12 protein-coding genes are annotated in these 12548 nt (G+C 68.0%); 7 read left to right on the forward strand and 5 right to left on the reverse strand.

The genetic code is table 11. From position 1 onward, the window contains the following. Window positions 1-65 precede the first annotated feature (65 nt). The 3 genes from GGR12_RS07990 to prfB all read left to right on the forward strand — a co-directional run bounded on the left by GGR12_RS07990 (window position 66) and on the right by prfB (window position 4495). Window positions 66-800, forward strand: coding sequence for an exonuclease domain-containing protein (locus tag GGR12_RS07990; RefSeq protein ID WP_183203903.1), 735 nt, complete (start codon window positions 66-68; stop codon window positions 798-800). A 10-nt stretch (window positions 801-810) separates the two neighbouring features. Next, window positions 811-3255, forward strand: coding sequence for a penicillin-binding protein 1A (locus GGR12_RS07995; RefSeq protein ID WP_183203904.1), 2445 nt, complete (start codon window positions 811-813; stop codon window positions 3253-3255). 117 nt (window positions 3256-3372) lie between these two features. Continuing rightward, a protein-coding gene (prfB, locus tag GGR12_RS08000; RefSeq protein ID WP_183203905.1) for a peptide chain release factor 2 occupies window positions 3373-4495 on the forward strand; the annotation gives its coding sequence in 2 pieces (ribosomal slippage) (window positions 3373-3441 and window positions 3443-4495; 1122 coding nt in all). Window positions 4496-4549: 54 nt separating this feature from the next. Here prfB and GGR12_RS08005 read toward each other — a convergent pair. From GGR12_RS08005 to tyrS, 4 genes are all read right to left on the reverse strand, one after another. Beyond that, entirely contained in the window at window positions 4550-5113 is a 564-nt protein-coding gene (locus GGR12_RS08005; protein ID WP_246328824.1) for a bactofilin family protein, read from the reverse strand. Then, window positions 5097-6248, reverse strand: coding sequence for a M23 family metallopeptidase (locus GGR12_RS08010; RefSeq protein ID WP_183203906.1), 1152 nt, complete (start codon window positions 6246-6248; stop codon window positions 5097-5099). The genes GGR12_RS08005 and GGR12_RS08010 overlap by 17 nt, the downstream gene beginning before the upstream one ends. A 199-nt stretch (window positions 6249-6447) precedes the next feature. Continuing rightward, on the reverse strand, window positions 6448-6915 hold the full coding sequence (locus GGR12_RS08015) for a peroxiredoxin (protein WP_183203907.1): 468 nt from the start codon (window positions 6913-6915) through the stop codon (window positions 6448-6450). Between the two features lie 8 nt (window positions 6916-6923). After that, window positions 6924-8180, reverse strand: a complete 1257-nt coding sequence (gene tyrS, locus GGR12_RS08020; protein WP_183203908.1) for a tyrosine--tRNA ligase — start codon at window positions 8178-8180, stop codon at window positions 6924-6926. A gap of 189 nt (window positions 8181-8369) precedes the next feature. Between tyrS and GGR12_RS08025 the strand changes: the two genes are divergently transcribed. Together GGR12_RS08025 and GGR12_RS08030 are read left to right on the forward strand one after the other, a co-directional pair. Next, a complete protein-coding gene (locus GGR12_RS08025) occupies window positions 8370-8891 on the forward strand; it encodes a DOMON-like domain-containing protein (protein WP_183203909.1) in 522 nt (173 codons plus the stop codon). Then, window positions 8888-10090 carry an exo-beta-N-acetylmuramidase NamZ family protein gene (locus GGR12_RS08030; RefSeq protein WP_183203910.1) on the forward strand — a complete coding sequence of 401 codons (1203 nt, stop codon included), beginning with the start codon at window positions 8888-8890 and terminating at the stop codon, window positions 10088-10090. Before GGR12_RS08025 ends, GGR12_RS08030 begins: the two co-directional genes overlap by 4 nt. A gap of 36 nt (window positions 10091-10126) precedes the next feature. On the opposite strand, the gene GGR12_RS08035 is transcribed toward GGR12_RS08030, so the two are convergent. Further along, window positions 10127-10777, reverse strand: coding sequence for an alpha/beta hydrolase (locus tag GGR12_RS08035; protein WP_183203911.1), 651 nt, complete (start codon window positions 10775-10777; stop codon window positions 10127-10129). A gap of 161 nt (window positions 10778-10938) precedes the next feature. On the opposite strand from GGR12_RS08035, the gene GGR12_RS08040 reads away from it, so the two are divergent. Further along, complete coding sequence (locus tag GGR12_RS08040) at window positions 10939-11412, forward strand: Rrf2 family transcriptional regulator (protein ID WP_183203912.1); 474 nt, start codon at window positions 10939-10941, stop codon at window positions 11410-11412. Then, window positions 11409-12545: a cysteine desulfurase family protein gene (locus GGR12_RS08045; RefSeq protein ID WP_183203913.1), complete on the forward strand. Its 1137-nt coding sequence runs from the start codon at window positions 11409-11411 to the stop codon at window positions 12543-12545. Before GGR12_RS08040 ends, GGR12_RS08045 begins: the two co-directional genes overlap by 4 nt. The last annotated feature ends 3 nt before the right edge of the window (window positions 12546-12548 follow it).

Genomic DNA, 12548 nt, shown 5'->3' on the forward strand with positions numbered 1-12548 from the left:
CGCCTGCGACCGCGTTTGACGTAGCGCCTGGTGCATGATCGGCGCTTTGGACCTATCTGGGCCTGATGCGTCTACGCGTCGTCGATCTTGAAACCACCGGTGGAGACCGGACCGCCGAAATCATCGAGGTCGGCTTTGTCGATGTCGTGCGCGAAGGCGACGTTTGGCGGGCCCTGCCGCCGGTGGCGAAGCTGTTCCGGCCCCGTGGCGACATCTCCTTTCACGCCATGGCGGTGCATCATCTGACGCCGGCCCATTTCTGCGACGCCGATCCGCACTGCGACGAATACGCGCTGCGAGACATGTTCTCCGAGCCCGCTGACGTCATGGTCGCCCACAGCGCGCGCTTCGAACGCGCCTTTATCGCCGACACCGCCACGGGCGGCCTGCCGTGGATATGCACGGTCCGTTCGGCCAAGGCGGTCTGGCCGCAGGCTCCAGGCCATTCGAACCAGGTGCTGCGCTACTGGCGTGGGCTGGATCTCGACCCCTCGCTCGCCAATCCGGCCCACCGGGCGGGGCCCGACGCCTGGGTGACGGCTCATCTGCTGATCGACCTGCTGAAGGAAGCCTCCGTCGAGCAAATGATCGAATGGACGCGCGAGCCGCGCCGGCTGGACCGCATTCCATTCGGCAAGCATCGCGGCAAACCCTGGGCCGAGCCCCCGGACGACTACCTGCGCTGGATGGCCTCGCAGCAGGATATGGACAGCGATGTCGTGGCCGCCGCGCGACAGGAACTGGAGCGTCGTACGGCCCTGGCGTCAGGTGGTCTGGCGAACCTCTCCGACGCGGGCTAGACCTGCCTTCATGCTCCGCTTCCCGGATTTCCAGGTAAAGATCGCCGAACGCTGGTTCGTGCTGGCCGGCGTGGCCCTGCTGGGGGGCATCACCCTGGCCGGGTTGGTCGTCACCATCTATGCGGCGTGGCTGTTTCACGACCTTCCGGACGCCTCCGAGTTGGCCGATTACCGTCCGGCGACCGCGACCCGCGTCTATGCCGGCGACGGCACCCTGATCGGCGAGTTCTCGGACGAGCGCCGCATCTATGTGCCCTACGACCAGATCCCGCTGCCGGTGGTGCAGGCCTTCCTCGCCGCTGAAGACCGGAACTTCTTCAACCACGGCGGCATCGACGTGTCGGGCCTCGGCCGGGCGATGTTCAAGAACGTGTTCAACGCCGTCTCCGGGCGTCGTCTCGAGGGCGGCTCCACGATCACCCAGCAGGTCGCCAAGAACGTCCTGCTGACCAACGAGTCGAGCATCAACCGCAAGGTCAAGGAAGCGATCCTCGCCAACCGCCTCGAAGCGACGCTTACCAAGCAGCAGATCCTCGAGCTGTACCTGAACGAGATTTTCCTCGGCTATCGCTCCTACGGCGTGGCCGCGGCCGCCTATAACTACTTCGGCAAGTCGCTGGACCAGCTGACGCCGGACGAGGCCGCCTTCCTTGCCGCCCTGCCGAAGGGCCCGAACAACTATCATCCCAAACGTCACCCCGGTGCCGCCAAGGGCCGTCGCGACTGGGTGCTGGGCGAAATGGCCCAGAGCGGCTGGCTGACCCCGGCCCAGCTGGAGCAGGCGCGCACCCGTCCGCTGGTCACCCAGGACGCCCCGCGCCGGGCCCAGTACGCCGACGCCGACTTCTTCGTCGAGGAGGCCCGCCGTCAGGCGATCGCCCGTTTCGGCAAGGAAGAGGTCAACCGCGGCGGCTACTATCTGCGCACCACACTTGATCCCGAGCTGCAGTCCGCGGCGCGCGACGCCCTGATGAAGGGGCTTGAGAACTACGACCGTCGTCACGGCTGGCGCGGCCCGTGGGGCACGACCGATTTCGCCGACGGCTGGCAGCAGACCGCCCTGCGCGGCACCCGTCCGCCCGAGCGTCGCGCCTGGGAGGCCGCCGCCGTCGAGAACGTCGCTGGCAACAGCGTGCGCATCCGCACCGCCCGCAACGATCGCTCCGGCTATCTGCTCACCGAGGATGCGGCCTGGGCCAACGCCAACCGCCCGCTCAAGCGTGGCGACCTGATCTTCGTCGAGGCTCGCGGCGGCCAGTTCGCGATCAAACAGGTTCCGCGCGTCAACGGCGCCCTGGTGGCGATCGAGCCCCAGTCGGGCCGGGTCCTGGCCATGGTCGGCGGCTATTCCTATGGCTTGTCCAGCTTCAACCGCGCCACCCAGGCGAAGCGTCAGCCCGGTTCGGCCTTCAAGCCGTTCGTCTACGCGACGGCGCTGGAAGGCGACTACACTCCGGCCTCGATCGTGCTTGACGCCCCGATCAGCTTCGCCGGCGGCCCGAACGGCACGCGCTGGAGCCCCGAGAACTACAGCCGCGAATACTACGGTCCGCAGACCCTGCGTCGTGGTCTTGAGCTGTCGCGCAACGTCATGACAGTGCGTCTCGCGCAGTCCATCGGCATGAAGAACGTCGTCGACCTGTCGAAGCGGATGGGCGTCGCCGACGACCTGCAGCCGAACCTGTCGGTGTCGCTGGGGGCAGGGGAGACCACGCCCTTCAATCTGACCGCGGCCTACGCGGCCTTCGTCAACGGCGGCCGGCGCGTCGATCCCTATCTGATCGAACTGGTCCAGAACCGCGACGGCGAGACCATCTTCCGCGCCGACGACCGCCGCTGCCGCGATTGCGATCGTCCGTTCAGCGGCCAGGAGTCGCCCAAACTCGAGCCGCGCGGCGAGCAGGTGATCGATCCCATCACCGCCTACCAGATGAGCTCCATGCTGGAAGGCGTCGTCCAGCGCGGCACCGCCGCCAGCGCCCGCGGCCTCGGCCGCTGGATCGGCGGCAAGACCGGCACGACCAACGAATACCGCTCGGCCTGGTTCGTCGGCTTCTCGTCCGACATCGTCGTCGGCGTCTTCATCGGCTTCGACGACAACCGCCCGCTGGGTTCGGGTGAAACCGGCGCGACTGGCCCGGTGCCTGTGTTCACCGACTTCATGACCGTCGCCCTGCGCGAACGCCCGGCGCGGCCCTTCGTGCGGCCGAAGAACGCCATCTTCCGCACGGTGAACGGCATCGAGGAAGCGTTCCGCCCCGGCACCGAGCGCCGTCGCGAGGAAGAGCGCGCTCCGGCCCGCGAAATCCCGACCGGTCCGCAGAACTACAACGACATCCTGCGTCGCGAGCAGGAGGAGGCCGCCGGCCTGCCGCCTTCGACGACGCCGAACCAGCCCGCGACGCCGCCGCCGCCGAAGAAGGAACCGGCGGAGGACTTGAGCGGCCTGTACTGAGCCTCTAGGTAACCCCCTCACGCGGCGCGCCCGACGGCGCGCCGCTTCCTTTCCTGCCCTATCGCTTCGCGCACGGCGCGCAGCTGCTTGAGGGCTCATGTATCGCAGGAGTTTGCGATGAGACCGGATGTCGAGGCCATGAAGGCCGACATCGAGCAGAGCATCGCTCTGCTCAGGAGGCGTCTTTGACTGGGATGTCGCGCTTCGAAAGCTCGATGAGCTGAACGCCCGCGTCGAGGATCCGACGCTGTGGAACGACCCCGAACAGGCCCAGGCCGTCAGCCGCGATCGCTCGCGTCTGGAAAGCCAGATCAACACCGTCAAGCAGATGGAGCAGGGCCTCGAGGACGGGGTCATGCTGGCCGACATGGCTGACGAGGAAGGCGATGAAGCCGCCCTCGAAGGCGCACGCGCCGATCTGAAGGCGATCAAGGACCGCGCCGCCCGCGCCGAACTGGAAGCCCTTCTGTCCGGCGAGGCCGACGCCAACGACGCTTATCTGGAAGTGAACTCCGGCGCCGGCGGCACCGAGTCCAACGACTGGGCCGGCATGCTGCTGCGCATGTACAGCCGCTGGGCCCGCGCCCACGGCTATGAGGTCGAGGTCGAGGCCGAGGAATCCGGCGAGCAGGCCGGCATCAAGTCCGCCACCATCCAGGTGAAGGGCCCCAACGCCTACGGCTGGTTGAAGTCGGAGTCCGGCGTGCACCGCCTGGTGCGAATCAGCCCCTATGACGCCGCCGCCAAGCGCCACACCTCGTTCGCCTCGATCGGCGTTTCGCCGGTTGTCGATGACGCCATCGAGGTCGACATCAACCCGTCGGACGTGCGCACCGATACCTACCGGGCCTCGGGCGCGGGCGGTCAGCACATCAACAAGACCGACTCCGCCGTCCGCCTGACCCACATCCCGACCAATACGGTCGTCGCCTGTCAGGCCGGTCGCTCCCAGCACCAGAACCGGGAACAGGCGTGGAAGATGCTCCGCGCCCGTCTGTACGAGCTGGAGCTTCAGAAGCGCGAGGCCGCCGCCCAGGCGCTGGCCGACGCCAAGACCGACATCGGCTGGGGTCACCAGATCCGCTCGTACGTGCTGCAGCCGTACCAGATGGTGAAGGACCTGCGGACCAACGTCGAAACCTCGGACACCCAGGGTGTCCTCGACGGCGATCTGGACGACTTCATGGGGGCCGCGCTGGCCGCCCGGGTCGGCGAGACCCGCGGCTCCACGGTCGAGTAACAAAAAAGGCCCCGGAGCGATCCGGGGCCTTTCTTCATGGAGCGGTTCGCCGGCTCAGGCGGCCGGCGGCTTCATGTCGATGATCTGCGGACCGGGCTCCGGCACCGGGGCCGGAACGTGAGCGGCCGGACGCGGCGCGTGCGACGGCGCAGGGGCGTCGCGACGGCCTTGCAGGACGCGGCCCTGGAAATAGGCGCCGATGTCGATCGACAGCTGCTCGGCGGTGATGTCGCCGTCGACGTAGGCGGTGGCGATCAGCTTGACCTGCTTGCCCGAGACGCCGCCGACGATGCGGCCGCGGACCTCGATGTAGTCGGCCGTGACATTGCCTTCGACCGCGCCGGTCTCGCCGATGATCAGCCGGCCGACGCGGACGTCGCCCTTGACCGCGCCGTCGATCTGAAGATCGCCGGAGCCCGAGATGCTGCCGTCGAACTGCAGGTCGGACGACAGGGTCGACAGGCCGCGCTGGGCGACCGGCGGCGCGACGGGGCGCGGCGCTGCGGCGGCTGCCGCCGCGCCGGGAGCCGGCATGTCCGGCAGCGGCGGGATGGCGGAACCGGATTCGGCGCGGGGCTGCGGCGACGACGGGGCGGGGGATTTAGTCTTGTTGAACAAGTTGGTCTCCGGCTCTCATGAAGCGGGCTGGGTTTTGCGGGCGGCCGTCCATCCACACTTCGTAGTGCAGGTGAACGCCGGTAGAGCGTCCTGTCGTTCCCATGGCCCCGATGCGTTGGCCCAGCGCGACGCGCTGGCCGGTGCGGACGGCCATGGAGTTCAGGTGGGCGAAACGCGTCTTGAAACCGCGTCCATGATCTATCTCGACGACGTTGCCATACCCTGAACGTACACCGACAAATGACACGATTCCGGGCGCCGTGGCGTAGATCGGGCTGTTCAGGGGGGCGGCGAAGTCCTGCCCCTGATGAACTGCCGGGCGGCCGTTGAAGGGATCGAAGCGCACGCCGAAGCCCGAGGTCGTCCGCGCCGTGGTCGGGCGCTTGAACGGCAACCCCTCGGCCGCGTCGGCCAGCGAGCGCATGTCGGACAGGTTGTCGGCGGCGTGCCGGATGCGAACGGCGAAGGCCTCGTCGACATCCAGCACCACGCCCAGCGCGCGCGGGTCCCTGGCATCCACCAACGGGCCGCCCAGCGCGTCTCCGCGCGGTGAATAGGCGGCCGGGTTCAGGCCGGCGAGGCGGAAGGCCAGGCGCAGCCGTTCGGCGCGGGTACGGGCCACGCTCTCGGCGCGGGCGATCAGACGTTCCTGGTCCATGCGCACGGCGATCATTCGCTGCACCGGCGAGCTGCGGTCCGGATCAAGGGCAGGGGCGGGGGCCAGCGCGGCCTGCGCGCCGTCGACGCCGCGGAACATGGTCATCACCTGGGTCAGGGCGGCGTGACGCCGCTCGACCATCTCGGCCATCTCGTCCAGCGAGCCGGAGGTGGCCGTCATGCGCACCACGGCGCTGTCCAGACGGGCCCGCAGGTCGGCGTTCAGACGCTGGGACTCGGCGCGCGTCCGGGCGACAGCCCGGTCGGCCTGGCTCTGCATGACGAGATCGAAGGCGAAGCCGCCCGAGGCGATCAGGATCCAGACGCCCAGCACCAGGGCTCCGAAGGCGCCCAGGATCTGGCGGCCCGGCGTCAGGGCCCAGGCCCGAACCTGGTCGCCGTCGCGCAGGTACAGGTACCGGACCGGGAACCACCGGCCGATCAGAGACGGTCTGCCCGTGCTCTCCTGTTCGCTCATACTCAAACGCCCCCACGCCCGGCTCCGGTTATGAGCCATTTTTGGGGACAGCCGACAAGTCTCTTCACGACTTGTTAACCACGCTGGTCCGTGTTCAGGCGAAGTTCGTCGGTATTCGCGTCTGAATTTCGCCTGTCAGGCGTAACGGCCCGCCGAAGTTACAGGCGCTGGACCGGTCCGGAGGGCGATTGATCCGGACTCAGAGCGACTGGACGGCCGCCAACACTTCGGCGGCGTGGCCCTTGACCGAGACCTTGCGCCAGACCCGTCGCACGACGCCTTCGCCATCGATGAGGAAGGTCGCCCGCTCGATGCCCATGTACTGGCGGCCGTACAGGGTCTTCTCGACCCAGACGCCGTAAGCGTTGGTCACATCCTCGGGCTCGTCCGAGGCAAGAACGACCTTCAGTTCGCGCTTGGCCTTGAACCGATCCAGCTTCTTCACCGGATCGCGCGAGGCGCCGATCACCACCGCGCCGGCGGCGGCGAAGTCGTCGATGAGAGCCGAGAAGTCCTGTCCCTCGGTCGTGCACCCGGGGGTGTCGGCCTTGGGATAGAAGTACACGACGACCGACTTGCCCTTCAGGCCGTCCAGCGACACGCGGCCGCCGCCGTCGGTGGCCATGTCGAAGGCCGGGGCCTTCATACCTGCGGTGATGTCGGTCATGGCGAACCTCAGACGGGACGGACGAGAACGATCTTCTTCTTGCCGGCGGCCAGCTTCAGCACGCCGTCGGCGTTGATGTCGGACGCCTCGATCAGGCGCGCGCCGTCGGCGATCGCCTCATCGTTCAGGCGCAGACCGCCGCCCTGGGCGAGCCGACGGGCCTCGCCGTTGGACGCCGTCAGCCCGGCCTTTGTCGTCACCGCAGCCACCATGGCCCCGATGACTTCGTCACGGGCGATCTCGACGGTCGGCAGGTCGGCGGACAGCTGACCCTTCTCGAAGGCGCTCTCGGCCGCGCCGCGCGCCGTGGCGGCGGCGTCCGCGCCGTGCAGCATCGTCGTCGCCGCATCGGCCAGGGCCTTCTTGGCGTCGTTGATGCCGGCGCCGGGCAGCGCTTCCAGCCGGGCGATCTCGTCCAGCGGCAGGTCGGTGAACAGGCGCAGGAATTTGCCCACGTCGGCGTCATCGACGTTCCGCCAGAACTGCCAGTAGTCGTAGGGGCTCAGCTGCTCGGCGTTCAGCCAGACGGCGCCCTGGGCGGTCTTGCCCATCTTGCCCCCTGAAGCCGTGGTCAGCAGCGGCGTGGTCAGGCCGAAGGCGGCCTTCTGGTCCACGCGGCGCACCAGATCGACGCCGGAGGTGATGTTCCCCCACTGGTCCGAACCGCCCATCTGCAGGGTGCAGCCCCGCATGCGGTTCAACTCCAGGAAGTCCACCGACTGCATCAGCATGTAGTTGAACTCGAGGAAGGTCATCGGCTGCTCGCGTTCCAGCCGCAGCTTCACCGAGTCGAACGCCAGCATCCGGTTGATGGTGAAGTGGGTGCCGAAGTCGCGCAGGAACTGGACGTAGCCGAACGACGACAGCCACGCGTCGTTGTCCAGCATGATGGCGTCCGTCGGTCCGTCGCCGAAGGTCAGGAATTTCTCGAACACCGTCTTGATGGAGGCGATGTTGGCCTGGATCAGCGCGTCCGACAGGTGCGGGCGCGAGGCGTCCTTGCCGGTCGGGTCCCCGACCTTGGTCGTCCCGCCGCCCATCAGCACGATCGGCTTGTGGCCGGCCTGCTGAAGCCGACGCAGCATCATGATCTGGATCAGGCTGCCGACGTGCAGAGACGGCGCGGTGGCGTCGAAGCCGATGTAGGCCGTGACGATCCCGTTCGACGCCGCCTCGTCCAGCTCGGTCGGATGGGTGATCTGATGGATGTATCCGCGCGCCTCGAGGGTGCGCAGGAAGTCGGACTTGAAGGGCTGGTCGCTCATGGCGGCTCCGTTAGCAGGGAAGCCGGCGGGCGTCTTGAGATTTGCGCGCCGGCGGGTGCGGCGCAGGGGATCGCGGCCGCTCGCTATTTCAGCGAGCGATAATACAAGCCGGTGCGGGCGATGTTTGCGATCATGCGTCCAGCTAACGTCCGCCATTGACCGGCGTCAAGCGGCGGCTATCGAAGGAGGATGCTGGTTTCCCTGACGCCACACCCGGACACGCCCTCGACGGCGGTTGATCGCATCGAGGTCCACCTCGAGCGACGCGAGGAGCGGCTGTGGCTGAGGTTCATCGTCCATGGGGCGGTGGACCGCGTCGTATGGCCGGAGCCCGTGGGGGCCGATCGCACGGATGAACTCTGGAAGCACACCTGCTTCGAGGCCTTCGTGCCGACCCATGACGGCTACCGCGAGTTCAACATGTCGCCGTCGGGCCAGTGGGCCTCGTACCATTTCGAAGGCTACCGGTCGGGCATGGCGGCGGCTGACGAGATCATTGACGTCGCCATGCTTGACGGCGCCGGGGACTGGCGGGCTGTGGAGGCCGAGTTCGACCTGCCGCCGAAGGCCTTCTTCATCGGCCTGGCCGCCGTCATCGAGGACGTCGACGGCGGCATCTCCTATTGGGCGCTGGCCATTCCTCCGGGTAAGCCGGACTTCCATCACACCGACTCATTCGCGCTGGCCCTGCCGACGCTGGAGCTCTCATGAATTTCGGCATTGATCGTCTGCTGTCCGAACCCGACCTGCGTCGCGCCCTGAAGGGCCGCCGCCTGGCGCTGCTGGCCCATCCGGCCTCGGTGACCGCCGACCTGGTCCATTCGCTGGACGCCATCGGTAGCCATCCCGAGCTGAACCTGACGGCCGCCTTCGGGCCCCAGCACGGCCTGCGGGGCGACCTGCAGGACAATATGATGGAGAGCCCGGACTTCCGGGATCCGACCTACGGCATTCCGGTCTTCAGCCTGTACGGCGAGGTGCGGCGTCCGACCGACGCCTCGATGGAGACGTTCGACGTCCTGCTGGTCGACATGCAGGACCTGGGGTGCCGCATCTACACCTTCATCACGACCCTGCTTTACGTGCTGGAAGCGGCGGCGAAGCACGGCAAGGCGGTGTGGGTGCTGGACCGGCCCAACCCGGCCGGGCGGCCGGTCGAGGGTACGACACTGCTGGCAGGCTGGGAGAGCTTCGTCGGCGCAGGGCCGATGCCGATGCGCCACGGCATGACGCTGGGCGAGCTGGGCCTGTGGTTCATCGACCACTTCAAGCTCGACGTCGAATATCGCGTGGTCGAGATGGAGGACTGGCGACCCACCGAGGCGCCAGGTCATGGCTGGCCGCTGGGCGAGCGCAGCTGGATCAATCCCAGCCCGAACGCCCCCAATCTGTCGATGGCCCGCGCCTACGCCGGCACCGTCATGCTGGAAGGCACGACCCTGTCAGAGGGCCGGGGCACGACCCGGCCGCTGGAGCTGTTCGGCGCGCCCGACATCGACGCCCGGGCGGTGATCGCGGAGATGCAGGCGTTCGCGCCGCAGTGGCTGAGGGGCTGCCGCCTGCGCGATTGCTGGTTCGAGCCGACCTTCCACAAGCACGTGCACCAGCTGTGCAGTGGCGTGCAGATCCACGTCGACGACCCGTCCTACGACCACGAACATTTCCGCCCGTGGCGGCTGCAGGCGCTGGCCTTCAAGGCCATCCGCCGCCTGTATCCGGATTACCCGCTGTGGCGCGACTTCCCGTACGAATACGTGTTCGACAAGCTGGCGATCGACGTCATCAACGGCGGCCCGGGCTTGCGGGAATGGGTCGATGACGCGGCGGCGACGCCGGCGGATCTGGACGCGCTGGCCACGCCGGACGAGCAGGCGTGGATCGAGCTGCGTACGCCGTACCTGCTGTACTGAAATGAAAAGGGGCCCCGGAGGGCCCCTTTATCCGGCTCAGGCCGGGTTTTCTTCCAGACGCTTGTCCAGGTAGAGGCCCACGCGCCGCTCGACGGCGTCGAGGTGGTCCTGCCAGAAGTGGCTGGCGCCGTCCTCCAGCTCATAGTCGATGACGATGCCCTTTTGGGTGCGCAGCTTGTTGACCACGCGCTCGACCTCGACCGGTGGCACGATGGTGTCGGCCGTGCCGTGCAGGAACAGGCCCGAGGCCGGGCAGGGGGCCAGGAAGCTGAAGTCGTACATGTTCGACGGCGGCGACACCGAGATGAAGCCGTCCGTCTCCGGGCGGCGCATCAGCAGTTGCATGCCGATGTAGGCGCCGAACTGGTAGCCGGCGACCCAGGTTTGGGTGGCGGCGGGGTTGTTGGCCTGCAGCCAGTCCAGCGCGGTCGCGGCGTCGGCCAGTTCGCCGATGCCGCTATCGAACTCGCCCTGCGACTTGCCCACGCCGCGGCTGTTGTAGCGCAGGGTCGCGAAGCCGCGCTTCACGAACAGCTGGTACAGGGTCACCGCCACCGGGTTGTTCATATGCCCGCCCGCCTTGGGGTGGGGGTGCAGGATCAGGGCGATCGGCGCGTTCGGGCGCTTGCCCGGGGAATAGCGGCCTTCGATGCGACCAGATGCGCCGGGCAGGATGACTTCAGGCATGGGCGGAGCGAATTCCCGTGTTCAAACATCATTTCGCACCTGCGTAATACTTGACCACAGGGGTAGGACTTTCTAAGTCCGCCCTGCGTGCTGACGCTTTTGCGAAGGCGCGGGTTCTAGCACAGGAGCCCCGAAAAGCGCGCGATTTTTGAGGGTGTGCGATGCGTCTGTCGACCAAGGGACGATACGCCGTGATGGCGATGGCCGATCTGGCAAGGAACGGACGCTCCCCGGGGGGCGAAAACCGGGCCGTTTCGCTGGCTGAAATCGCCGCGCGCCAGGAGATTTCGCTGAGCTACCTGGAACAGCTGTTCGCACGCCTGCGCAAGAGCGGCCTCGTCACCAGCGTACGTGGTCCCGGCGGCGGCTATCGCCTCGCCAAGGGCGCGCATGAGACGGTGGTGGCCGAGATCGTGCTGGCTGTCGACGAACCCATCCGCGCCACCCGCTGCGCCGCCCACGGCTCGCCGAAGGGCTGCATGATGGCCGGCGAGCGCTGCATCACTCACAATCTCTGGGAAGACCTGGGCGCCGAAATCCACGCCTATCTGGCCGCCGTGTCGCTGGAGGACGTGGTCCTGAACCGCACCGCCGCCCGCCGTCGCAGCGTCTCCGGCATGGAGGCCGCGGCATGAGCGTCTATCTGGACTACAACGCGTCCGGCCTCGTCCGCCCTGAAGTCCAGGACGTGATGGCCAAGGCCCTGGCCGACAACGGCAACCCGTCGGCGGTGCACGCCGCCGGCCGCCGCGCCCGCGCCCGCATCGAGACCGCCCGCGCCCAGGTGGCCGACCTCGTCGGCGCCGATCCGACGGCGATCATCTTCTCGTCCGGCGGCACGGAATCGAACGCCCAGGCCGTTGCTGCAGCCCTGGCCGCCGGATGCGAGCGCCTGATCGTTGGCGCCACGGAGCATCCCTGCGTCGCCGAGGCCGCCCTGGTCAGCGGCGCGCCGGTCGAGGTGCTCCCGGTCAACGGCGACGGGGTCATCGATCTGGCCGTGCTGGCGGAGAGCCTGAAGCGGCCCGGCAAGGCGGTGGTGGCGATCCATCACGCCAACAACGAAAGCGGCGTCATCCAGCCGATCGCGGAAGCCGCGAAGCTGGTTCGCGAGGCCGGCGGCTGGCTACATGTCGACGCCATCCAGTCGGCGGGCAAGATTCCGGTCGATATCCGCGCCCTGGATGCCGACACCCTGACCCTGTCCGCGCACAAGCTGGGCGGGCCGCAAGGCGTGGGCGCGCTGGTCCTGAAACCTGGCCGTGACGCCGTGCGCATCCTGCACGGCGCGGGGCAGGAGCGGGGCCTGCGCGCGGGCACCGAGAATGTGCCCGGCATCGCCGGTTTCGGCGTGTCCGCCGACTGCGCCGCGCGCGATCTGGCCGACGCCATGGCGCACGTCACCTGGCGCGATGCGGCGGAGGCGAAGATCAAGGCCGCCGGCGCGACCATCATCGGCGGTGCGGTCGAACGCCTGCCCAACACCCTGTTCATGGCCGTCGAAGGCTGGGACAGCCCGCAGCAACTGATCACCCTCGATCTGGTCGGGGTCATGGTTTCGGCAGGTTCGGCGTGTTCTTCCGGCAAGACGAAGCCGTCCAAGGCCATCAGCGCCATGGGGCACGATCATCTGGCAACCGGCGGCGTCCGCGTCTCGGGCGGCTGGGGCACGACCGAAGACGAGTGGATCCGCTTCGCAGACGCCTGGGTGGCGGCCTGGCAAAAGCACTCAGCGCGCATCAGTGAGCGCGCGAAGGAAGTCGCGTAAGTT

This window comes from Brevundimonas lenta (assembly GCF_014196335.1).
Lineage (GTDB): Bacteria > Pseudomonadota > Alphaproteobacteria > Caulobacterales > Caulobacteraceae > Brevundimonas > Brevundimonas lenta.